This window comes from Pantoea sp. SIMBA_079 (assembly GCF_046940275.1).
In the GTDB taxonomy this organism is placed as follows: Bacteria; Pseudomonadota; Gammaproteobacteria; order Enterobacterales; family Enterobacteriaceae; genus Pantoea; species Pantoea borealis.
Window position 1 is genome coordinate 267866 of record NZ_JAWRYR010000001.1, and the last position, 22723, is coordinate 290588.

Sequence of the window (22723 nt, forward strand, 5' to 3'; positions counted from 1 at the left end):
GCACACTATTTGTGTTGGCGCTATGTTAGAGCTGTAGTTCGGAATTAAAGCATCGCGCAAACCTCATTAACGGTAACTGGCGGGTGGTATATGACGAATATCGTGGAAGTAGAAGACTTCACGCGGCACAGTGAAGAGAAGCGAACAAGCGCGTTCCAGCTGGAGGTGAAAACCTGGCTGGAACGCCATCCTGAAACGCAGTATGTCGATATCCTGTTAAATGATTTAAATGGTGTTTTTCGCGGTAAACGGATCCCTGTCGCCGCGCTCCCCAGGCTCGAAAAAGGGTGTTACTTTCCCGCCTCTGTTTTTGCCATGGACATTCTCGGCAATACCGTTGAAGAAGCCGGTCTCGGCCAGGCGCTTGGCGAACCCGATAACCTCTGTATTCCTGTTCCCGGCACGCTTATACCTTCTGCTTCCGATCCGCAACGCATTGCTCAGCTGCTGCTGACGATGTGCAACCAAGATGGCACTCCCTTTGACGTTGAACCCCGAAACGTGCTGAACCGGCTGTGGCAGCAGCTGCGTAATCGCGGACTGTTTCCGGCGGTAGCGGTAGAGCTGGAGTTCTATCTGGTTGATAAGCAACGTGATGCTGGCGGATTTATTCAGCCGCCGTGCTCGCCAGGCAGCGCAGAGCGCAACATGCACTGTCAGGTTTATTCAGTAGATAACCTCGATCATTTTGCTGACGTGCTGCGCGATATCGATGCGCTGGCGCAGCGGCAGGGGATCCCGGCCGATGGGGCACTGGCAGAAGCCTCGCCGGGGCAGTTTGAGATCAATCTGCATCACACGCAGGATATTCTCAAAGCGTGTGATGACGCGGTTCTGCTGAAGCGGCTGGTGCGACAGGTGGCGGAAAATCACGGTATGACCGCCACGTTTATGGCGAAGCCGTATGAGGAGTATGCCGGCAGCGGCATGCACGTACACATCAGCATGCTTGACGCGGCGGATCATAACGCGTTTTCTCTGGATGATGGCAGCAACTCGCCGCTGCTGAAGCGCGCGCTGGCAGGCATGATTGACCTGATGCCGGCGTCAATGGCGCTGCTGGCACCCAATGTCAATGCTTACCGGCGCTTCTCGCCAGAGTCGTTTGTGCCGCTGCAGGCGTCATGGGGGCATAACAATCGCACCGTGGCGCTGCGTATACCGTGCGGTGACAAAGAGAACCATCGCGTGGAGTATCGCGTGGCGGGTGCAGATGCCAATCCCTACCTGGTTGTGTCAACAATTCTTGCCGGGATTTTGCACGGTCTGGATAATCAGCTACCTTTACCTCATGCGGTGACCGGAAACGGACATGCGGCGGAAGGGCTGGCACTGCCGGTTCGCCAGAGTGACGCCCTTTATGAATTTGAAAGCAGCTACCCGCTGCAGAAGCTGCTGGGAGAGCGTTTCAGCCGCGTATGGCACAGCTGTAAGCAGTGTGAGCTGCGGGAATTTGAACGCCTGATCACCGCCACAGAGATTGACTGGATGCTAAAGAACGCCTGACGAGCAGAAGAATTGCGTTAACGTCTTGTGTCGATGGTATAAGTTGGGGCAAAATATGCCCCCTGCAAAAGACAGAACATAGCCGACGCATTGAGCGTCGGTTATTTTTTTGCATAATGTTTTTAATACATACATAACCGAGGCCGGACACGTATCCGGATAGATAGACACCGAAACACGCTTCTGCGTGAGATTTGAGGAACAAAGATGGGACTGTTTACAATTGCACCAGCACTGGCTGGTTCTCGCTTTCGTGATGATTACGGCGCGGCGACAATCGCAAACACTAATATCACTTCTCACTGCAGCACATTGCGCAGTATCCCTGTGGTACAACTGACATCAGTTGCTGCTGTAGGGGGTCTGAACAATGGCGCTTAATACCTCTGCCGCACCTCAGCGTGCACATCTGAAAAAAACTCTGACCCTGCTTCCGGTCGTCATGATGGGCCTGGCGTATATGCAGCCAATGACCCTGTTTGATACCTTCGGCATTGTGTCAGGTTTAACCGACGGCCACGTCGCCACCGCCTATGCTTTCGCCCTGATTGCGATTCTGTTTACGGCTGTGAGTTACGGTAAGCTGGTACGCCGCTTCCCATCTGCGGGCTCCGCTTATACCTACGCTCAGAAAGCCATCAGTCCGCACGTCGGCTTTATGGTGGGCTGGTCATCGCTGCTGGACTATCTGTTCATGCCGATGATCAACATCCTGCTGGCAAAAAGCTACTTTGAGTCGCTGGTGCCGGGTATTCCGTCGTGGATTTTCGTTGTGCTGCTGGTGGCCTTTATGACCATCTCCAACCTGCGTGGTATCAAAACCGTGGCTAACTTCAACAGCGTCATTGTGGTGCTGCAGGTTGTGGTCATGGCCGTGATTACCGGTATGGTGGTTTACGGTGTGGCGCACGGTATTGGCTCCGGTACGCTGGTAAGCACGAAACCGTTCTGGTCTGAGCATGCTCAGGTGGTGCCGATGATCACCGGTGCGACGATTCTCTGCTTCTCGTTCCTCGGCTTTGACGGCATCAGCTCGCTGTCGGAAGAGACCAAAGATGCTGAACGCACGATCCCGCGCGCGATTTTCCTGACGGCGCTGATTGGTGGCGTGATCTTTATCGCGGTCTCCTACTTCCTGCAGCTCTACTTCCCGGATATCTCGCGTTTCCAGAATCCGGACTCGTCACAGCCTGAAATCATGCTGTTTGTGGCCGGTAAAGCGCTGCAGATCGGGATCCTGATCTTCTCTGTGGTGACCGTGCTGGCGTCAGGTATGGCGGCACACGCAGGCGTTTCACGTCTGATGTATGTAATGGGCCGCGATGGCGTGTTCCCGCAGCGCATCTTTGGCTTCGTGCATCCAAAATATCGCACGCCGTCACTGAACGTACTGCTGGTGGGCGCGGTGGCACTGCTGGCTATCAACTTTGATCTGGTGACCGCTACGGCGCTGATCAACTTTGGTGCGCTGGTCGCATTCACCTTTGTTAACCTCTCCGTGATCGCACAGTTCTGGATCCGCGAGAAGCGTAACAAAACGCTGAAAGACCACCTGAACTATCTGGTGCTGCCTGTAATGGGCGCGCTGACGGTGGGTGCGCTATGGATCAACCTCGAAGAGACCTCCATGGTGCTGGGTCTGGTATGGGGCGCAATTGGTATTATCTACCTGGCGTTCGTCACCCGTACCTTCCGTAATCCGGTCCCGCAGTTCAGCGAAGAAGTGTAATGCCCGTGACCGGAGGCGCTGCGCCTCCGGTCTGCTTTCTGCAAGAGTTATTCCCCGCTACACACCCGTTACCTTCGCCTGGTATATTTGTATTAACCTGGTTTCACTTCTGACACCTGTTTCACTTCAGGAAACCAGCGCCTGGGCGTAGTGATAGAGCGCCTTCAGCTGCGCCATCTTTTCCGCATCCTCTTCATGCAGGCTCGCCAGGGATTCCAGCTCCAGCAAAAATGCCTGCACCCGTTCGGCATTCAACGCTTCGCGGCGATGCTGCAGCCAGCGCTGCTGCTCGCGATCGTCGAGCGTCCCGGGAAAGTTACGCGCCCGGTAGCGAAACAGCAACGGATTAACGCGCGGGTCGTTGAACGTAAGATCCAGCGCCGGCAGATTCTGCGGCGCCGTCTGACGGATAATCGTCATGCCGGCGCGATCGGCGTCGCTGAAGAAGCCGTCATACAGCTGCGCATCGACATCCGCTGACGGCGTAAAGGGTTCCGCTTCAGCAAACAGCGTCACCACTTTCTCACGCACGGCGACATGCTGGCGCAGCAGGGCGAGGTTCGCCAGACAGTACTGGCGATCGATCCCGAGTCGCTCCGCATCTTCCGGGCGCAGCGTGCTGGCCGGAGCCAGCACCGGACACTTATTAATGTGTACCAGCTTAATGGGCACCGGTGCGGCATCGCCCAGCTCGCTCTGCCGCGTATAGAGACGCTCGCGCAGCGCGTCCGGCTCCAGCTCCAGCAGCGGGGTCATATCGCCGGCCAGGTCAGCCACAATCAGCGCATTTTTGTTATCAGGATGCCACGCCAGCGGCACAATCCAGCTGGTATTGCCCCGCGCAGCGCCAAACATACCGGAGACGTGAACCAGCGGCTTCATCTGCGGAATATCAATCAGGGTCATCAGCTTTTGCTTATTGCGGTGCGCGAAGAGAAACGCATACAGCTTTGGCTGCTTCTCTTTGACCAGTTTTGCCATCGCCAGCGTAGCCCACACGTCAGACATCGCATCGTGCGCCTGTTCGTGCGCCACGCCGTTGGCTTTCGTGAGATGCTCCAGCTTAAAGCTGGGAAAGCCCTCCTCATTTTCAGGCCAGACAATCCCTTCCGGCCGCAGCGCGTAGCAGGCGCGCATCACATCCAGCAGATCCCAGCGCGAATTGCCGTTCTGCCAGCTCCAGCCGTAGGGATCAAAAAAGTTGCGGTAGAAAATATTGCGCGTGACTTCGTCGTCAAAACGCACGTTGTTATAGCCGATCACGCAGGTATTGGGCTGGGTAAACAGCGAGTGGATACGTGCGGCAAATTCCGCTTCCGTGACGCCGCGCGTGCGCGCAACCTGCGGCGTAATGCCGGTGATCATCACCGCTTCCGGCTGTGGCAGATAGTCATCTGCGGGCTGACAGTAAAACACCTGCGGTTCACCCATCGGGTTAAAGTCGGCATCGGTGCGCAGGCCGGCAAACTGGGCCGGACGATCCAGCGACGGGCTCTTACCGAAGGTTTCATAATCATGGAACAGAAAGGTGAACTCAGAGGCGGGCACGGCGTTATCCTGGATTGAAAAATCAACCCACAGAATAGTCGGGCGTTTCAGCCAGCACAACCCTCATCCGCCGCGCTGCGGGCGGACCTGCACTTTTTCTGTACGGGACATACTTTTTTTCAATTTATTCAGATATCAAAGCGCCATTTGCCGTACAACGTGCGGCGGTAAATTCATTTTTAAACTGAGGACAATGTGTTGAAAAGGCGTGTGTGGGTAACTCTTTCTGGATTAGTGGTGATGGCATCAATGGCGCAGGCGGATGACAGCCTGCCGTTTCCCGTGACGGCGCCGGGTATTGATGCCGCATCATGGGTATTAATGGACGCTACCACCGGGCAGATCCTCACTGCCGGCAATCCGGATGCAGAGCGTAATCCCGCCAGCCTCACCAAGCTGATGACCGGCTATGTGGTCGATCGCGCGGTCGATCAGCATAAAATCACCCGGGATGATGTTGTCACCGTGGGCAAAGATGCCTGGGCGGCGGGCAATCCGGTGTTCAAAGGCTCCTCGCTGATGTTCCTCAAGCCGGGCGATAAAGTCACGGTACGCGATCTGATGCGCGGGGTTATTATCGATTCCGGTAATGATGCCTGCGTGGCGCTGGCAGACTACGTGGCCGGCAGCCAGGAGAGTTTCGTCACCATGATGAATCACTATGTGCAGAAGCTCGGTCTGACGCATACGCATTTTGAAACCGTACACGGCCTCGATGCACCGGGCCAGCACACCACGGCCCGCGATCTGGCGGTGCTGTCACGCGCCATTATTAATGGCGAGCAGGACTTTTACGCTATGTATAGCGAGAAAACCCTGAGCTATAACGGCATTACGCAGAACAACCGTAATGGCCTGCTGTGGGATCAGCATCTGCACGTAGACGGGATGAAAACCGGCCATACCGAGAGCGCCGGGTTTAACATTGTCGCTTCCAGCGTTGAGGGCCGCCACCGGCTGATCGCGGTGATCATGGGCGGCAAAAGTTCCAAAGGGCGCGAAGAGCAGGCGCGCAAACTGCTGACGTGGGGGCAAAGCAACTTTGATACCGTGCAGCTGTTCCATGCCGGCAAGAAGATCGGCAGCGAAAACGTCTGGTACGGCAATCCGCATAAAGTCGAGGTGGGTACCACGCAGGATATCTATCTGTCGCTGCCGCGCAGCGAAGTGGCTAACGTAATGGCGAAATATGTTATCGATCGCAAAGATCTCACCGCACCGCTGAAAGCCGGCGAGCAGATTGGTGAAATTCAGGTACTGGATAAAGATAAACAGCTGGCAAGCTATCCGCTGTATGCGCTGCAGACGGTGGAAGAGGCGGGCATCGTGACCCGTATCAGCGACTACGTGAAGCGTAAACTCTGATCGGGTTAACCGTGGCGTTATCGCTGCGTTTCTGTTTTGAAAGCAGAATGTGACGCCACTGTTATCTGACGTATGCGAACATAAAAAAAGCGGGAAAAAGCGGCGGCAGGGGCTGAAGCCTGCTGCCATGCCAGGGTAACATAGCGCGCAAATTTTTCCCGTTCCCGGATAACCATGTTACGCGCTGACAAGCCTGTCTCGTCGATTGAATTCTGGTTCTACCGCCACTACCGCGCCGTTCACGGTGTGCGTATCGCTATCGCCTTTGTACTCTGCTTCCTGTTTGTCAGGCTGACGAATATTCCTGAAGGCACCTGGCCGCTGATTACGCTGGTGGTCGTGATGGGACCCATCTCTACCTGGGGTAACGTACTGCCGCGCGTGATCCAGCGTATCAGCGGAACCTTTGCCGGGCTGATTTCCGGTCTGATTGCGCTAAAGCTGGAGCTTATCTCGCTGCCGCTGATGCTGGTCTGGTGCTTTGCGGTCATGATTGTCTGTGGCTACCTGACGCTGGGCAAGCATCCCTATATGGCCCTGCTGATTGGTATCACGCTCGGCGTGGTGGTGGGGGCGCCGGCCGGTGATTTCACCGTGGCGCTGTGGCGCGGCGGCGATGTCATTTTAGGCTCGCTGATGGCGCTGCTGTTTAGTGCCATCTGGGCGCAGCGTGCCTATATCCACTGGCGTATTCAGCTCTCCGATGCGTTTGTCAGCATGGCAAAGATCCATCACGCCGGTTTTTCACCCAATCTGGTCGAGAAACCGCGTCTCAGTCCGCGCTTTCAGAAGCTGCTCAGCAGCGTCATCAGAATGCGTGCGCTGCTGGAGCCCGCCAGTAAAGAGACGCGCATTCCGAAATCGGTGTTTGAGGCGATCCAGACCATCAACCGTAACATGGTCAATACCATGCAGATGCAGATTGAAGCCTGGTGGGCCTCGCGTGAGAGCCATCTGCTGCTGCTGAATGCACCCGCGCTGCGGCGCACGCAGCAGATGACGGAAGAGACGCTGAACGCGCTGGCGCTGCTGCTGCAAAAAGGGGAGACGGAACAGGTTATCGCTAACAGCCACGCGCTGGAGGAGATTGTGCAGGAGCTGGAGGCGCTGATCGCCAGCGGCAGCGCGCAGCTGGAAACCACGGCGATATACGGCTACGTCTGGCTAAGTCTGGAGCAGGCGCGGCAGCTGGAGCGTATGACCGATCTGGTCCGGCTGGCGCTGCGCAAATAGTTTTCTCTGGCAACCACTTAGTGCGAATTGCCCTTTCTTTGCGCTAAGATAAGAGCCAGTCTGAAATTTGCTGTGAGAATTGCTAACCCGGCTCAACAGCCGCTAAGCTACAACTCTTGACGTTATATGACTATTCCGCCTGCTGCGGCAGGCCTTAAGAAAGGTGCCAACATGGAAAATGCCAAGCAATCATTTCAGGACGTGCTGGAGTTTGTGCGTATGTTTCGTCGTAAAAACAAACTGCAGCGCGAAATTCACGATAACGAAAAGAAAATCCGTGATAACCAGAAACGTGTGTTGCTGCTGGATAACCTGAGTGAATATATCAAACCCGGCATGAGCGTGGAGGCGATCCAGGAAATTATCGCCTCTATGCGCGTGGACTATGAAGATCGCGTGGATGAATACATCATTAAAAATGCCGATCTGTCGAAAGAACGTCGCGATCTGTCGAAAAAACTGAAAAGCATGGGTGAACCGAAAGGACACTAAGTGCAGCGGTAAGGTTTCACTGTGACGAGGTCGCCATTATGGCGACCTTTTTAATGCCTGCGCCAGTGCCTGCAGCTGGCGGGCAATTTCGCCCGTATCGACGCCATTGCGCTGCGGAGCGGCCGTGGTTTCACGCAGAACAAGCTCCGTCTCCAGCGGCAGCGCACGCAGCGTTTGTCCGGCCAGCTGCGCCAGGATCCGCTCCACGCTGATACGCCCCAGCTGCTGCAGATCCTGCCGGACGGTGGTCAGCGGTGGCTGGTACCAGGCGCTCTCTGCAGTATCATCGTAGCCAATCAGCGAGATATCCGCCGGGATCGCGACGCCGTGCTGGTGCAGCGCGCGCATTGCCCCCAGCGCCATCTGATCGTTAGCAACCAGCAGCGCCTGCGGCAGCCGATCCGGCAGCAGGGTAAGCAGCGCCTGATAGCCGGACGCCGCGCTCCAGTCACCGTCCAGAACACAATAAGGCTGCAGCTGATGGTGTGCCAGCGCCCGCTGCCAGTCACTAAAGCGGGCGCGGGCCGACGCTGAGCGCGCCGGACCGTTCAGCACGCCAATTTCACGGTGACCCAGCGCCACCAGATGATCCACCGCCTGCTGTGCGCCGCAGCTGCTCTGATACTGACACTGCGGTACCGGCGCACAGGTTTCGACATCGAGAAACAGGGCGGGCTTACTGCCACACTGCTGCTGGATCTGTGCCGCCTGTCCGGCATCCAGCGGCAGGTTAATCAGCAGCGCATCAACGCGCTGCGCCAGCAGCTCATTAACCGTATCCTGCGCGGCACTCTGTGCGTTAGCCATGGCGATCACCAGATGATACCCCCCGGCAGCGGCCCGTTGCTGAATCGCAGAAGCGATCTGTGCCGGTGCCATCAGCGCCAGATCGCTGGTGGCCAGTCCCAGCGTGCGCGTTGCCTTACCCGCCAGCTGTTGCGCCACCCGATTGGGCACATAGCTGAGTTCTGCCATCGCCGCCTCTACCCGGGCACGCGTGCGAGCTGAGACCTGTGACGAATGGTTTAGTACCCGGGATACCGTTTGATATGAGACGCCAGCCAGGCGGGCGACATCATCCAGCGTTACAGAGCGCGCGGTCATTACATTCTCCTGAATTGACTGCGGCGAGTGTACCAAATTTTCCCGGTTGTCACCTGTTCCTGCGTTGTTCAGAGCCGGGTCACGCCCAGTGCCGCCGCCTGCTGCTCCCATGCGAGGACCTCATCATAGTAACTGCGACAGGGCACTGAAAAACCGTTCAGCAGATTGGCCTGCATCAGCGGTTTAAAATCCTCAACGTTGGCCAGTTCAAATAACGCGCTGCGCAGCTTTTCCAGCAGCAGACTGTCGGTGCGGGCAGACGTAATAAGCGGCAGGGCCGGACAGAGCGGCGTCTCGCCAATAATGGTCACTCCGGCCAGCGCCTGCGGCTGATATTTTTGCAGCAGTGCCCAGGTAATACAGTCAATGGCCGCGATATCTGCTTCGTTACGGCGCAGCGCCGCCAGAGACTGCTGATGGCTGCCGCTAAAGTGCGTTTCTGCAAAGAACTTACCGTGCCGCGCAAGCGGTGCGATCGCATAGCGCAGGGCGTTATAGCCTGAGTGAGAGTCAGCGCTGTTGCATACGGCACGCCGTCCGCGGAAATCCTCCAGCATGCGATCGTCCTCCTCCCGGCGTACCACCAGCCAGCTGCGGTAACGCAGATCCTCACAGCCCGGTGCACACGACTGCAGCGTGCCGACCAGCTGTACCTCTGGCAGCTGACTGACCAGCGCATAGCCGCAGGTCTGGCTTAGCAGCAGATTGTCGTCGCGCCAGTGGGTAAGCAGATCGTCCGGTGCAACCACCTGTGCTGTCACATCGCGTTTTGCCAGCAGTTTCAGTAGCGCATCGGTAGTTGCCGCCGTTGTTGCGCTGTCGATGTCATACATAGGTAAAGAGATAAGGTGCATAAGGCATCCCTGAGTGCATCAGCCTGTTTGGCAAATCGGTGTTTTAAAGATAGCTGAGATTGATAGGCGAGAGGGTGGGTGCGGTTGTACAAAAAAGTTGAAGATGCGCACGAAAACTATTGGCTATCACTCATCACCGCGCTGGCGTACCCTTTGTTTATCGATTTATACATAGGTAACGTCAGGCGATTCTGTCGCTGGCGGGGAGTACTGAAACATGAAAAAAATTGGTTTTCTCTCATTCGGCCACTGGACGCCATCACCCCATTCTGCCACCCGCTCGGCGCAGGATGTACTGCTGCAGTCTATTGACCTTGCGGTCGCGGCAGAAGAGCTGGGGGCAGACGGCGCCTATTTCCGCGTCCACCACTTTGCCCGCCAGCTGAGTTCGCCTTTCCCGCTGCTGGCTGCGGTGGGGGCAAAGACCCGCCGTATTGAAATCGGTACTGGCGTTATCGATATGCGTTATGAAAATCCGCTCTATATGGCAGAAGATGCGGGTGCAGCCGATCTGATTTCCGGCGGCCGTCTGCAGCTGGGGCTGAGCCGCGGTTCGCCGGAGCAGGTGATTGAGGGGTATCGCTACTTTGGTTTTGATCCCCGCGCCGGCGAGAGCGACGCGGATATGGGGCGCCGGCACACGGAAGCGCTGCTGGACGTGCTGCGCGGTGAGGGATTTGCAAAGCCAAATCCCCAGCCAATGTTCCCGAATCCCCCAGGGCTGCTGCGTCTGGAGCCGTTCTCTGAAGGGCTGCGCGAGCGTATCTGGTGGGGATCTGGCTCAAATGCCACTGCCGTCTGGGCCGCAGAGCAGGGAATGAATCTGCAGAGTTCCACTCTGAAAGATGATGAAACCGGCGAACCGTTCCATGTGCAGCAGGCACAGCAGATCCGTGCCTACCGCGCAGCATGGGCTGCCGCAGGCCATCAGCGTGCGCCACGCGTGTCGGTGAGCCGCAGTATCTTTGCGCTGATGAATGATACCGATCGCGCTTACTTCGGCCGCGGCGGTCAGGATCAGGATTCAGTTGGTTTTCTGGATGAGAAGACGCGCGCCATTTTCGGCCGCAGCTATGCAGCCGAGCCGGATCGCCTGATAAAGATGCTGGCAGAAGATGAGGGTATTGCAGAGGCAGATACGCTGCTGCTGACTATTCCAAATCAGCTCGGCGTGGATTACTGCGCGCACGTTATCGACAGCATTCTTACCCACGTCGCCCCGGCGCTTGGCTGGCGTTAATCATTGCGGGACGCGTATAAAATCAGGGCCGCATCAATGCGGCCCCTGCATACATCATGACCGTAGGGGCGCCATTCATGGCGCCCTGGCCGGGTATGAAACCAGGGCCGCAATAATGCGGCCCCTACGGTACACCATCATTGTAGGGGCGCCATTCATGGCGCCCTGGCCGCAAATGAAACCAGGGCCGCATCAATGCGGCCCCTACGTAAATCATCACCGCAGGGGCGCCATTCATGGCGCCCTGGCCGTAAATGAAACCAGGGCCGCAATAATGCGGCCCCTGCATACATCATTGTAGGGGCGCCATTCATGGCGCCCTGGCCGGGTATGAAACCAGGGCCGCAATAATGCGGCCCCTGCGGTACACCATCACCGCAGGGGCGCCATTCATGGCGCTCTTTGCCGCGTATGAAATCAGGGCCGCAATAATGCGGCCCCTACGGTACACCATCATTGTAGGGGCGCCATTCATGGCGCCCTGGCCGCGTATGAAACCTGGGCCGCAATAATGCGGCCCCTACGGTACATCATCATTGTAGGGGCGCCATTCATGGCGCCCTGGCCGCAAATGAAACCAGGGCCGCATCAATGCGGCCCCTACGTAAATCATCACCGCAGGGGCGCCATTCATGGCACCCTGGCCGCAAATGAAACCAGGGCCGCATCAATGCGGCCCCTGCGGTACACCATCATTGTAGGGGCGCCATTCATGGCGCCCTTTGCCGCGTATGAAATCAGGGCCGCAATAATGCGGCCCCTACGGTACATCATCACCGCAGGGGCGCCATTCATGGCGCTCTTTGCCGCGTATGAAATCAGGGCCGCAATAATGCGGCCCCTACGGTACATCATCATTGTAGGGGCGCCATTCATGGCGCCCTGGCCGTAAATGAAACCAGGGCCGCATCAATGCGGCCCCTACGTTGCATTATCATTCATGGCGCCCTGGCCGCAAATGAAACCAGGGCCGCATCAATGCGGCCCCTACGTAAATCATCACCGCAGGGGCGCCATTCATGGCGCCCTGGCCGCGTATGAAAGCCGGCGCCGCTATGCGGTACCACGCTCCCACCACAGTTTATCCAGCGCATAATAGCGGTCGCGTTCTTCTTCCGGCTGGGTGAGATCGCGCTTCCACGGCTTGGCGAGGATATAGTGCAGGTTTTTAACCTTATCCTGCTGCCACATAGCGCTGTGCTGAAAGGGCAGCGTCTTTAGCGCGTTATAGATGTAGGAAAGCGGCAACCAGCGGCCAGCAAACACTTCATTCAGCAGATCCTGCTCCGAGAAGGGATAGCGTTTAAGATCGTCAATCTCCTGCACTTTCTGCTGCAGCCAGCTGAACACGGCGTTATCCGGTTTCAGCACCAGAAAACCGCCGTTAAGATAAGCGTCGAGCGTGGCAGGTGCCGCTTCGCCCCGGTCATGCCAGGTATAGTGACAGTTTTCCGGCTGCCAGCTGGCCGGATAGCTCGCAATCTGGTTTGGATTACAGCGGCAGGCGTGACAGGCGGCCAGCGCATATTTACCCATATCCAGCGTAAACAGCTCATCCATGTTCTGCAGAACCAGCATATCAGCATCCAGAAAAACCACGCGCTCATAGTCGGTCAGCTCCCACGCGCGTAATTTGCTCCACACCTCACCAAACTGTGCCGACGCGTAGTGCTGCTCCAGCGCGCTGTCGGGCATCAGCGGCGCAACAGGCTTAATCACACAGCCTGCAGCCTGCAGCGCAGCGCGCGTCCCGGCATCGATCGCATCCGTGACCATCACAACCAGCGGCCAGCGGGTTTCACTGCGCTGAAGCGAACGGTGCAGCGCTTTCACGCCAATAACATAATCGGGCTGCGTCAGCAGCGTTACCCAGGCGAACATATTCTCTCCCTGTTCAGACATCAGTCAAAAAGCGCGGTGGCGTAGTCGTTGCTGAAACGGCGGGTAGGATCCAGCGTCTCACGCACCGTGCGGAAAGCATCCCACTGCGGATAAATATCGCGCCACTGATAGCGCTGCGGATCGTAATATTTCCCCCAGTGCGGGCGTCCGCCTTCAGCTGCCAGCAGTTTCTCTACTTCCGTCAGAAAATGCAGACCCTCCTGCGACAGCGAGCCATCATCCGCGTAGTACACGACAAACCCAAAGAAGCAGGAGGGCTGCTGATGTGACGGGCTCAGCCAGCCTTCTGAGGCGCCGGTGCAGCGCAGGATAATCGGGTAGTGCATGTGCGGCTGATTTTCGGCATACCAGGCTTTAATCTTGCTGATAACCTGCGGCGTTTTATCGAGCGGCACGGCAATTTCTACGTTGATCTGCGGGACCGCGATGCCGCGACAAAAAAGCTGATAAATATCGCCGCTGACATCGGTGAAGTCGCGGAAGCGGGTGACGGTGCGGAACTGTTTACCACCTTTACCGTGGATTTGCGTATCGCGGTGCATCTGGGCCAGCGTCTGATCAATGGTATGATTCAGGCTGCTGTCGGCGTTATCGCCATGCTCAATCACCTGACGTCCATTGGCGTGCCAGGCCTGCGTATCCTCTTCGCTGGCCTGCTCAGCGTTCCAGACATGCATCAGGTTGTCATCGACAAACCACCAGGCTTTACTCAGCTCATAGTCACGGTTCCACTTCAGCAGATCCTGCTCCAGCGCATCGGCGCTGACGGCAAATTTATAGCAGGTAAATAAGCGAAACGGCTGGGTGCGCAGCGTAACCGTAGTTACCACGCCAAGCGAACCCAGGGCAACCTGCGCTGCCGGGAAGTCAGGTTCGCCGCGCACAAACTCACGCACGCTGCCATCGGCCAGCACCATGCGAATGCGCAGCGCTTCATCCGCCAGCGAACTCTGCTGTAATCCCTGACCATGGGTCCCGGTCGCCAGCGCACCCGCCAGCGTCTGCACGGCAATCACGCCCGGCGAAGAGGCGAGCATGCGATCGCGCGCGGTTAAGGTGTCATACACCGTCTGCAGCAGCGTACCGGCCGCAAAGGTAATGGTGTGGTCATCTTCAGCCAGTACGCCGGTAAAGGCGCTCAGGTCGAGCAGCAGGTCGTCGGGTTGCACGCAGAGCATCCGGCCTGGCGACAGCCGGCTGCCCATCAGACGCACTTTTCCGCGCGTATCGCGCAGCAGCTGCTGCAGCTCAGCTTCCGTTTGTGGCTGGTGCAGCTGCTGACGCTGGCCCACCACAGAGTTCTGCGCCCAGTTCCAGAGGGCTGTATCGTGTTCAGTATCCTGGGTGTTGCGTAACGGATAGAGAAGGGCATCTTTGTTCACTTCAGTGTTCCTTAGTCTCAGGTCTGTGACCGTCCCGTTGATGAGATCAAGCGTAGACCATCACAGCGAACCCGCAGACGACGGGGCCTGGCGAATGTAACGCAGCGTTGCCGTTACCGCCAGCTGACGGTTGCGGCGGATGGTTTCCGCTTCGCTGTCGTCAGGCGTGAACAGCGTATGAAAGGTATAGCGGTTCGACACATGGTGAACGCAGATACTGCTGATCAGGCGGTGCACATCCACGCTGCTGAGGTCGCGACAAAACAGTCCCTGCTGCTGGCCACGCGTCAGTATCGCTTCAAGCAGTTCGAGCGCGCTGCGGTTAAGCGTTTTGATCCGCTCAGACTGCATGATATAGCGGCCGCGCAGCAGATTTTCGCTGCAGACCAGCCGCATAAAGTCCGGATGCGCCACATGATAATCAAAGCTCGCCTCAACCAGTTTGATCATCGCCTGTTCCGGTTCGAGCGTGGCAAGCTGCAGGCTGGTTTCATGCTCGCGCATGGCGCGATACACCTGCTCCAGCACCTCAATGTAGAGCGCTTCTTTGCTGGTGAAGTGATAAACCACCATGCGCTTCGTGGTCTGCGCCAGCGCTGCAATCTGCTCCATGCGCGCGCCCGTCAGGCCATATTCGGCGAAAACAGAGAGCGCAGCCGCAATGATACGGCGCTTTAATCCTTCCGGATCGTTTTTGCGTTTACTGGGGGTCTCAGACATGGTTTTCACAGCGTTGATCAAAAACCCCATGATAACACAGGCATACTCCAGCCCGGACAGCAGTACGTGTGGCGCGAAGCCAGCCAGGGACGTTGAACCATAAGGAGCGAATTTAGAGAGCGCGCGGACAGGAGATCATTTTAACTATAGGGCTGTTTTTGTAGACGCAGTTCAGGAGAAATTATGTCAGTTCCCGCTTTAATCAGTACCAAAGAAGCTTCCCGACTTAGTGCATATGCCATGGGTATAGGCAGTGAATTAAATATGAAAGATGTCGCCAGACCTAAAGGTATGCTGGAACACCTTGTTAATATATTTACGCTTGGTGGCGTCAGAAGAGAAAAAGAGGAAGTTTATAAGTCAGTGATAGCTCAACTTAGAACCGAACTTCGGGACAGAAAAGCTACACCAGAGTCACTGCAAAATATGGGGAAAATAGAGCTACATCTCAATAAAATGGACATTACGCTAAGGCCAGATAGCCGGTACAACGCAATGCAGATTACCGTATCCAGAGGTAGCGAAAAGGCAGAAAGTTTTGTACCTGACAGCAATTTTGCTGCTCTCTGCTCATCGATCATGCTCAGGGAAACATTAGGACTGAGCAGAGGCAATGATCTTCTTATGCCATCAGGAGAAATTAATCTTACTGATATTCATGATGCTAATTTGAATACAAGGGATGTTTTTTCAATTCTTAGTAATGTGCCCCCTCAGATAAAATTGATTACAACTGAAGAGAATGCAGATAGGTTAAAACGTGAATATGATGAATTATCAGGAATGAATCATAATACTAAACCTTCTGTCAGCAATGAATCAGAACTCAAGATTAATATCTTAGAAAAAAGCATAACAAGCAATGATGTAGTTTCTTTTATCGAATTCCGGAAAAATTCTGAGTCTGATTTTGGTCCTGCTTCAGGATATTCTTCGGGTATGTATTCAGACAGCGACACGTTAAGTCTTTATTCCGCGCTTGAAGGAGATGCCGAAAGCAATACAACTCTTTATCACAATTTGCGAAACCGCAAAGACCTGTCGGTTAAAGTCAGTTAACACTCCGCAAAGCCTGACCCGGCAGACCCGCGTACCCGGCCAGCCTGGTACAGCACCCGTCATTGCGCTATTTCAAACGCAACACAGCAAAAAGCCCGCTCAGGTTTCCCTGAGCGGGCTTTTCTAATTCTGGCTCCTCTGACTGGACTCGAACCAGTGACATACGGATTAACAGTCCGCCGTTCTACCGACTGAACTACAGAGGAATCGTGTGAACGAGGCGAATAGTAGCGAGCGCGATCCCGCTTGTCAAAGCCGTACTGCACACTTTTGGTTTAAGTGCGCGCAAAAGCACCATTCTGCTGCTTTTCTGCCTGATGTGGTGGCAAAGCAAACTGCCAACAGGATCGCACTTCAGAGGCATTTCCGCTGAGATGTTAGAGGCGTGTCAAATTTTTGCGGTTTGCTGATTTTAAAACAACCGTTTCAGTGCTTTTATGATGAAAATTTCATATGAAACAAGTATGAAACAAATGAACTGCTTATCATCACGCCGGAAACTATTTTTTACCAGGCGGCGGTAACAGCAAAATTAACCTGTTGATAAGGAGCGCGTTCTTCAGAGCAACATCAGCTGGCTTCAGCGCGTAAAGTGCCACTATCTAAAATCTGTACCCATAAATAACGCCAGTCGCGGTGCGCAAAGGCAAAAGATTTTTTTCATTTACCTGATGCATCATGCTGTGCGTGCGTTAACTAACAATAAGAAGGTGCCCTATGAAATTTAAAAAAGCGTTAGTCACTTCCCTGTTAGCCTGCATGTTGCCCGCTGCGGTTATGGCGAAAGATCTGCAGGTTGGTGTCTCAATGGCGCTGTTTGACGACAACTTTCTGACCATTCTGCGCACGGCGATGCAGAAAGAGATGCAGAAAGATAATGTTAAAGGCCAGCTGGAAGATGCCAAAGGAGACGTGTCGCAGCAGCTGCAGCAGGTACAGAACTTTATCGGGCAGGGCGTGGACGCCATTATCGTTAACCCGGTGGATACCAATGCCGTGAAACCGATCATGGACGCGGCGAAGAAAGCGGATATTCCCCTGATCTTCGTTAACCGTAAACCTGCCGGTGAACTCACAAACAAAATGGCGTATGTCGGCTCAGACTCAGAGCTGGCGGGCCGCCTGCAGATGGAAGCGCTGGCCAAAGCGATGAACGGCAAAGGCAACGTGGCGATCCTGATGGGTGATTTAGCGAACGAATCAACACGCGACCGCACCAAAGGCGTGGAAGCGGTGGTAGCGAAATATCCTGATATCAAAGTGGTGCAGAAGCAGACGGCAAAATTCACCCGTAACGACGCGGTGGATGTGGTCAGCAACTGGATGACCGCCGGCGATGACATCCAGGCTATCGCCTCTAACAACGATGAAATGGCGATTGGTGCCCTGCAGGCGCTGGGCAAAAACCCGAACCATATCCTGATTGCCGGCGTGGATGGCACCCCGGATGCGCTGCAGATGCTGAAAAACGGCAAAATGGTCGCCACGGTTTTCCAGGATGCCAAAGGGCAGGGTGAAGGCGCGGTGCGGGCTGCTGTCAGCCTGGCAAAAGGTGAGAAAGTTGAGAAAGTGATCAACATCCCTTATCAGCTGATCACCAAAGAGAACATGGCGCAGTTTGAGAACCGCAACCAGAAATAACCGCTCCCCCCTTAAGCCGTATGGAGGTGATGTATGACCGCTTTTGCGCTTGAAGCCGAAGGCATCAGCAAGTTCTTCCCCGGAGTGAAGGCACTCGACAATGTCTCACTGCGAATCAGGCCGGGGTCGGTACATGCCCTGATGGGCGAGAATGGCGCAGGCAAATCCACGCTGATGAAATGCCTTATCGGGATTTACCGTCCCGATAAGGGCACTATCCGCATCAAAGGGGAACCCGTGCAGTTCCAGGACACCATGGACGCGTTGCGTTCCGGCATCTCAATGATCCATCAGGAGCTGAACCTGGTGCCGCATATGACCGTGGCGGAAAATATCTGGCTGGGACGTGAGCCGATGAAGTTTGGCTTTGTCGATCACGCGCTGCTGAACCGCCAGACGCAGGAGTTGCTTAATAAACTCAATATTCGCCTTAAAGCGGATCGCATGGTGGGCGAGCTGAGCATTGCGGCGCAGCAGATGGTGGAGATTGCCAAAGCGGTATCATGGAACTCTGACGTGGTGATCATGGATGAGCCCACCTCCGCGCTCACCGAAACCGAAGTGGCGCATCTGTTCACTATCATTCGCGACCTGCGGGCGCAGGGCAAGGCGATTATCTATATCAGCCATAAGATGGATGAGATCTTCACTATTACCGATGAGATCAGCATCTTCCGTGACGGTACCTGGGTCGGAAGCAACGATACCAGCGCGTTTACGCGGCAGTCGCTGATCACCCAGATGGTGGGGCGCGAGCTGACCCAGCTGTTTCCGAAATTCAACGGCACCATCGGCGAAGATGTGCTGACGGTGCGCGGCCTGACCAGCAAAGATCGCTTCAGCGATATCAGCTTCAGCGTACGCAAAGGGGAGATCCTGGGCGTTGCCGGGCTGGTGGGTGCGGGACGCAGTGAGGTGATGGAAAGCCTGTTTGGTATGGAGAGTTATGACAGCGGTGAAGTGCTGATCGATGGCGTACCGGTCAGCATCGATTCGCCCTCTACGGCCATTGAAAAAGGCATGGCGTTTCTCACTGAGGATCGCAAAAAGTCGGGGCTGTTTCTGGTGCTGTCGGTGATGGAGAACATGAGCATCGTTAACATGCCCGATTACACCGGCAAAAGCGGCTTTGTCAGCCATGTGAAAATGGCGCAGGACTGTATGGATCAGATCCGCAAGCTCAATATTAAAACGCCGACCATGGATCAGATCATCAATAACCTCAGCGGCGGTAACCAGCAAAAAGTGCTGATTGCGCGCTGGCTGCTGGCGCAGCCGAAGATCCTGATTCTGGACGAACCGACCCGCGGTATCGATGTAGGGGCCAAAGCCGAGATCTACCGCCTGATCAGTGAACTCGCTAATCGCGGTGTGGCTATCATCATGGTCTCTTCTGAACTGCCGGAAATTCTCGGCATGAGTGACCGCATCATGGTGATGCACGGCGGGCGCATAACCGGCATCCTCAGTAAAGAAGAGGCCGACCAGGAAACCATTTTGTCGCTGGCATCTGAGTGAGGCTTGAGATCCCTATGAATAATGTAAAAGCTACGGCCCCGCAGGCCACTGAACAAAGCTCTTTCTTCAGTAATCTGCGCCATAAATTGCCGAAAGATACCGGCATTTTTGTGGTGATGTTAGGCATTGCGCTGATTTTTGAAATTGCCGGCTGGTACGTACGCGATCAGTCTTTTCTGCTCAACACCAACCGTTTAGTGCTGATTGTCCTGCAGGTGGCCATTATCGGCATTATCGCGGTCGGCGTTACGCAGGTGATCATCACCACCGGCATCGACCTCTCCTCCGGCTCCGTTATCGCCCTGACGGCGGTGGTGGCGGCCAGCCTGGCGCAGACCTCAGAAAGCCTGTCGCCAATGTTCCCCTCGCTGGTTAACCTGCCTGCGGCCATCCCCATCGGCGCCGGTATCGGTGTCGGACTGCTGTGCGGCGTCATCAACGGCGTACTGATCACCCGTACCGGTATTCCGCCCTTTATCGCCACGCTGGGGATGATGGTGTCCGCGCGCGGCCTGGCGCAATACTATACGCAGGGTAATCCCATCAGCTTTCTGTCAGACAGCTTTACCTCGATTGGTCAGGGTGCAATGCCGGTTATCATCTTTCTGGTGGTGGCATTCCTGTTCCATATCGCGCTGAAACATACCCGCTACGGCAAATATGTCTATGCCATTGGCGGCAACATGACATCAGCCAAAGTGTCCGGCATCAACGTTAATAAGTATCTGATCATCGTCTATACCATTGCCGGTGCGCTCTCAGGCCTGGCAGGTGTGGTACTGGCAGCGCGCGTCAGCAGCGGTCAGTCAAGCATGGGGATGGCGTATGAGCTGGATGCGATCGCCGCCGCGGTTATCGGGGGCAGCAGCCTGATGGGCGGCGTGGGGCGCATCACCGGCACGCTGATCGGTGCCGTGATCCTGGGACTCATCAAGAGCGGCTTCACCTTCGTCGGTGTAGACGCTTATGTGCAGGACATTATCAAAGGCATGATTATCGTTGCTGCGGTGTCAATTGATATGCATCGCAACCGCAAAAAACGCTAAGTCATCGCTCTCTGCGGCACAACTGACCCCGGCACGGCCGGGGTCAGGCCGGAGGCAAAAACAACGTACCGGTTTCCTGTCATCACTTTTTTGCACGTCTGCCTTGCAGGTTTTGCACCAGCAGAGTGCATGCCAGCTCCCGCTTTAGCCGCCCGCTGCGGCACCGGCACACTCTGCTTCCTTTCAGGTAATCACAAAAGCTTATTTTCCAGTCTTTTAATCTCTCTGATACGCCGTTTTTTTCTGCGATGAAATAACTGGCCTGCTTATTGCAAAACTCTGTTTATCGGCCAGCAGGCCACACGCCCTTAACGGGTAAACCGGAATTGACGGAGGCAACATGAACTTAAGACGGCTGAAGTATTTTGTGAACATCGTCGATATCGGCAGCCTGACCCGCGCCGCCGAAGTACTGCATATTGCGCAGCCGGCCCTCAGTCAGCAGGTGGCAACGCTGGAAAGCGAACTGGATCAGCAGCTGCTGATCCGTACCAAGCGCGGCGTAACGCCTACCGACGCGGGTAAAATTCTCTATGCGCACGCCCGCACCATATTACGTCAGTGTGAGCAGGCGCAGGCCGCCGTCAGCCAGGCGGGCCAGACGCTGACCGGACAGGTTTCTATTGGTCTGGCACCTGGCACGGCGGCCTCCGCTCTGACCATGCCGCTGCTGCAGACCGTGCGCGAGCAGTATCCGGATGTGCTGGTGTATTTGCATGAAAACAGCGGCAGCTCGCTGAACGATAAAGTGCTGAACGGTCAGCTTGATATGGCCGTGCTCTACGATCGCGCGCCCACGGCTGGCGTGACCAGCCTGCCGCTGCTGAAAGAGGAGCTTTACCTGGTCGGCGCAACCGCCTGCCCGGGGTCAGCGGTGGATCTGGCCGACGTCGCGCAGATGAACCTGTTTCTGCCGCGTGACTACAGCGCGGTGCGCAAGCGGGTAGATGAAGCGTTTTCACTGCGCCGCCTGAGCGCGCGCATCATTGGCGAAATTGAATCAATCGCCACCCTGACCGCCGCGGTGTCCAGCGGGCTGGGCGTAACCGTGCTGCCGGAATCCGCTGCCCGGGCGCTGGTCAGCTCAACCCACGCCTGGATGGCCCGCATCACATCACCCTCACTGACGCTGCCGCTGTCGCTGAACATGTCTGCGCAGCTGCCGCTCTCGCCTGCGGCACAGGCGGTAAAAACCATTCTGCTGTCGCTATTGAATAAGCCCACTGTTGCCGATCGCGAGCTGATGCTGGTGGGCTAAAAACGGCCTGTCGCAGCCATACGCCTTATTACTAAACCGCATAACAGGCGGTTTTTTATTATTTGTTGTATTTAGTTCCGCTCCCTACCATGGCGAAAACCGTGCCAGAAAGGAGAGAGGGTGTGAATTTCCAGCAGCTTAAAATTATACGGGAAGCCGCCCGCTGCGACTTCAATCTGACCGAAGTCGCCAATACGCTGTTTACCTCGCAGTCCGGTGTCAGCCGGCATATCCGCGATCTGGAAGATGAGCTGGGCGTGGAGATATTCATCCGGCGCGGAAAGCGTCTGCTGGGCATGACAGAGCCGGGTAAAGCGCTGCTGACCATTGCCGAACGCATTCTGGATGAGGCAGGCAAAGTGCGGCGTCTGGCCGATGTATTTACCAACGAGACCAGCGGCGTGCTGACGATCGCCACCACCCACACGCAGGCGCGTTACAGCCTGCCGCGCGTCATCAAAGCGTTCCGCGAGCTCTATCCCAACGTGCGGCTGGAGCTGAATCAGGGCTCGCCGCAGGAGATTGTTGCGATGCTGCTGGCAGGCGAAGCGGATGTCGGTATCGCCTCTGAGCAGCTGGTTAACCATGCCAGCCTGGCGGCTTTTCCCTGGTTCAGCTGGCATCATTCGCTGCTGGTGCCGCCCGGTCACGACCTGCTGCAGCAGCAGCCGGTGTCACTTGAAAGCCTGAGCGCCTGGCCATTGGTCACGTACCGGCAGGGGATCACTGGCCGATCACGCGTTGACCGGGCGTTTCAGGCAGCCAGCCTGCGGCCTGATATTGTCCTGAGCGCGCAGGATTCTGACGTGGTGAAAACCTATGTGGAGCTGGGGCTCGGCGTGGGGATCCTCGCCGATCAGGCGTGCGATATCTATCAGGGCGACCATCTGGTCAGGATTGATGCCCGCCATCTGTTTGAGGCTAACACCGTGTGGCTTGGCCTGAAGCGCGGGCAGCTGCAGCGCAACTATGTCTGGCAGTTTCTGGAGCTCTGCAACGCCAACCTGTCGCTGGAGGAGATCAGGCGTCAGGCGCTCTCATATGAGAGTGAGGAAGAACCCGCGCTCGATTTTCAGATCTGAGACTGTCGGGCACGGCCGCGGTATGGCACTCTTCTTCTGCATTC

At 56.1% G+C, this 22723-nt stretch carries 18 protein-coding genes and 1 tRNA gene; 12 read left to right on the top strand and 7 right to left on the bottom strand.

Annotation, left to right across the window (positions count from 1 at the left end; all coding sequences use genetic code 11):
- Nucleotides 1–90: 90 nt before the first annotated feature.
- Together SB719_RS01210 and SB719_RS01215 are read left to right on the top strand one after the other, a co-directional pair.
- Entirely contained in the window at nt 91–1506 is a 1416-nt protein-coding gene (locus SB719_RS01210) for a glutamine synthetase family protein (protein WP_065648951.1), read from the top strand.
- A 370-nt stretch (nt 1507–1876) separates the two neighbouring features.
- On the top strand, nt 1877–3235 hold the full coding sequence (locus tag SB719_RS01215; protein ID WP_039385292.1) for an APC family permease: 1359 nt from the start codon (nt 1877–1879) through the stop codon (nt 3233–3235).
- Between the two features lie 126 nt (nt 3236–3361).
- Here SB719_RS01215 and sbcB read toward each other — a convergent pair whose 3' ends face one another.
- A complete protein-coding gene (sbcB, locus tag SB719_RS01220) occupies nt 3362–4783 on the bottom strand; it encodes an exodeoxyribonuclease I (protein ID WP_304233293.1) in 1422 nt (473 codons plus the stop codon).
- Between the two features lie 195 nt (nt 4784–4978).
- Here sbcB and dacD point away from each other — a divergent pair, with 195 nt between their 5' ends.
- From dacD to SB719_RS01235, 3 genes are all read left to right on the top strand, one after another.
- Nucleotides 4979–6148: a serine-type D-Ala-D-Ala carboxypeptidase DacD gene (gene dacD, locus SB719_RS01225; RefSeq protein WP_065648952.1), complete on the top strand. Its 1170-nt coding sequence runs from the start codon at nt 4979–4981 to the stop codon at nt 6146–6148.
- 174 nt (nt 6149–6322) lie between these two features.
- Complete coding sequence (locus SB719_RS01230; RefSeq protein ID WP_065648953.1) at nt 6323–7381, top strand: FUSC family protein; 1059 nt, start codon at nt 6323–6325, stop codon at nt 7379–7381.
- 171 nt (nt 7382–7552) lie between these two features.
- Nucleotides 7553–7873 carry a DUF496 family protein gene (locus SB719_RS01235; protein ID WP_039385998.1) on the top strand — a complete coding sequence of 107 codons (321 nt, stop codon included), beginning with the start codon at nt 7553–7555 and terminating at the stop codon, nt 7871–7873.
- A 36-nt stretch (nt 7874–7909) separates the two neighbouring features.
- On the opposite strand, the gene SB719_RS01240 is transcribed toward SB719_RS01235, so the two are convergent.
- Nucleotides 7910–8977 (bottom strand): LacI family DNA-binding transcriptional regulator, encoded by a 1068-nt coding sequence (locus tag SB719_RS01240; protein ID WP_304233068.1) that lies wholly within the window; start codon nt 8975–8977, stop codon nt 7910–7912.
- A 68-nt stretch (nt 8978–9045) separates the two neighbouring features.
- Nucleotides 9046–9831 carry a phosphate/phosphite/phosphonate ABC transporter substrate-binding protein gene (locus tag SB719_RS01245; protein WP_292976562.1) on the bottom strand — a complete coding sequence of 262 codons (786 nt, stop codon included), beginning with the start codon at nt 9829–9831 and terminating at the stop codon, nt 9046–9048.
- A gap of 217 nt (nt 9832–10048) precedes the next feature.
- Here SB719_RS01245 and SB719_RS01250 point away from each other — a divergent pair, with 217 nt between their 5' ends.
- On the top strand, nt 10049–11071 hold the full coding sequence (locus SB719_RS01250) for an LLM class flavin-dependent oxidoreductase (protein WP_065648956.1): 1023 nt from the start codon (nt 10049–10051) through the stop codon (nt 11069–11071).
- A 1053-nt stretch (nt 11072–12124) separates the two neighbouring features.
- Here the strand turns inward: SB719_RS01250 and SB719_RS01255 are convergent.
- Genes SB719_RS01255 through SB719_RS01265 form a run of 3 tightly spaced genes read right to left on the bottom strand, consistent with a single transcriptional unit; the run spans nt 12125 to nt 15075 of the window.
- Nucleotides 12125–12952, bottom strand: coding sequence for a glycosyltransferase family 8 protein (locus tag SB719_RS01255; RefSeq protein WP_065650449.1), 828 nt, complete (start codon nt 12950–12952; stop codon nt 12125–12127).
- A 20-nt stretch (nt 12953–12972) separates the two neighbouring features.
- Nucleotides 12973–14355 carry a D-arabinono-1,4-lactone oxidase gene (locus tag SB719_RS01260; protein ID WP_412158780.1) on the bottom strand — a complete coding sequence of 461 codons (1383 nt, stop codon included), beginning with the start codon at nt 14353–14355 and terminating at the stop codon, nt 12973–12975.
- A gap of 60 nt (nt 14356–14415) precedes the next feature.
- Complete coding sequence (locus tag SB719_RS01265) at nt 14416–15075, bottom strand: TetR/AcrR family transcriptional regulator (protein ID WP_304233051.1); 660 nt, start codon at nt 15073–15075, stop codon at nt 14416–14418.
- Nucleotides 15076–15258: 183 nt separating this feature from the next.
- Between SB719_RS01265 and SB719_RS01270 the strand changes: the two genes are divergently transcribed.
- Nucleotides 15259–16134 carry a hypothetical protein gene (locus SB719_RS01270; protein WP_304233048.1) on the top strand — a complete coding sequence of 292 codons (876 nt, stop codon included), beginning with the start codon at nt 15259–15261 and terminating at the stop codon, nt 16132–16134.
- 130 nt (nt 16135–16264) lie between these two features.
- On the opposite strand, the gene SB719_RS01275 is transcribed toward SB719_RS01270, so the two are convergent.
- Nucleotides 16265–16340: transfer RNA gene (locus SB719_RS01275), tRNA-Asn, on the bottom strand.
- 511 nt (nt 16341–16851) lie between these two features.
- On the opposite strand from SB719_RS01275, the gene SB719_RS01280 reads away from it, so the two are divergent.
- The 5 genes from SB719_RS01280 (at nt 16852) to cbl (ending at nt 22679) form a co-directional block, all read left to right on the top strand.
- Nucleotides 16852–17775 (top strand): sugar ABC transporter substrate-binding protein, encoded by a 924-nt coding sequence (locus tag SB719_RS01280; RefSeq protein ID WP_065648959.1) that lies wholly within the window; start codon nt 16852–16854, stop codon nt 17773–17775.
- Between the two features lie 33 nt (nt 17776–17808).
- Nucleotides 17809–19293, top strand: coding sequence for a sugar ABC transporter ATP-binding protein (locus tag SB719_RS01285; protein WP_304236389.1), 1485 nt, complete (start codon nt 17809–17811; stop codon nt 19291–19293).
- 14 nt (nt 19294–19307) lie between these two features.
- Complete coding sequence (locus tag SB719_RS01290) at nt 19308–20339, top strand: ABC transporter permease (protein ID WP_065648961.1); 1032 nt, start codon at nt 19308–19310, stop codon at nt 20337–20339.
- A gap of 340 nt (nt 20340–20679) precedes the next feature.
- Nucleotides 20680–21597 carry a nitrogen assimilation transcriptional regulator NAC gene (gene nac, locus SB719_RS01295; protein WP_065648962.1) on the top strand — a complete coding sequence of 306 codons (918 nt, stop codon included), beginning with the start codon at nt 20680–20682 and terminating at the stop codon, nt 21595–21597.
- A gap of 122 nt (nt 21598–21719) precedes the next feature.
- Nucleotides 21720–22679, top strand: coding sequence for an HTH-type transcriptional regulator Cbl (gene cbl / locus SB719_RS01300; RefSeq protein WP_065648963.1), 960 nt, complete (start codon nt 21720–21722; stop codon nt 22677–22679).
- Nucleotides 22680–22723: the final 44 nt, after the last annotated feature.

Bases quoted from the DNA above. Each gene is read 5' to 3' on its own strand.
- SB719_RS01210 (WP_065648951.1), top strand. From the start codon at position 91: ATGACGAATATCGTGGAAGTAGAAGACTTCACGCGGCACAGTGAAGAG.
- SB719_RS01215 (WP_039385292.1), top strand. From the start codon at position 1,877: ATGGCGCTTAATACCTCTGCCGCACCTCAGCGTGCACATCTGAAAAAA.
- SB719_RS01230 (WP_065648953.1), top strand. From the start codon at position 6,323: ATGTTACGCGCTGACAAGCCTGTCTCGTCGATTGAATTCTGGTTCTAC.
- SB719_RS01235 (WP_039385998.1), top strand. From the start codon at position 7,553: ATGGAAAATGCCAAGCAATCATTTCAGGACGTGCTGGAGTTTGTGCGT.
- SB719_RS01240 (WP_304233068.1), bottom strand. From the start codon at position 8,977: ATGACCGCGCGCTCTGTAACGCTGGATGATGTCGCCCGCCTGGCTGGC.
- SB719_RS01245 (WP_292976562.1), bottom strand. From the start codon at position 9,831: ATGCACCTTATCTCTTTACCTATGTATGACATCGACAGCGCAACAACG.
- SB719_RS01250 (WP_065648956.1), top strand. From the start codon at position 10,049: ATGAAAAAAATTGGTTTTCTCTCATTCGGCCACTGGACGCCATCACCC.
- SB719_RS01255 (WP_065650449.1), bottom strand. From the start codon at position 12,952: ATGTTCGCCTGGGTAACGCTGCTGACGCAGCCCGATTATGTTATTGGC.
- SB719_RS01265 (WP_304233051.1), bottom strand. From the start codon at position 15,075: ATGTCTGAGACCCCCAGTAAACGCAAAAACGATCCGGAAGGATTAAAG.
- SB719_RS01270 (WP_304233048.1), top strand. From the start codon at position 15,259: ATGTCAGTTCCCGCTTTAATCAGTACCAAAGAAGCTTCCCGACTTAGT.
- SB719_RS01280 (WP_065648959.1), top strand. From the start codon at position 16,852: ATGAAATTTAAAAAAGCGTTAGTCACTTCCCTGTTAGCCTGCATGTTG.
- SB719_RS01285 (WP_304236389.1), top strand. From the start codon at position 17,809: ATGACCGCTTTTGCGCTTGAAGCCGAAGGCATCAGCAAGTTCTTCCCC.
- SB719_RS01290 (WP_065648961.1), top strand. From the start codon at position 19,308: ATGAATAATGTAAAAGCTACGGCCCCGCAGGCCACTGAACAAAGCTCT.
- nac (WP_065648962.1), top strand. From the start codon at position 20,680: ATGAACTTAAGACGGCTGAAGTATTTTGTGAACATCGTCGATATCGGC.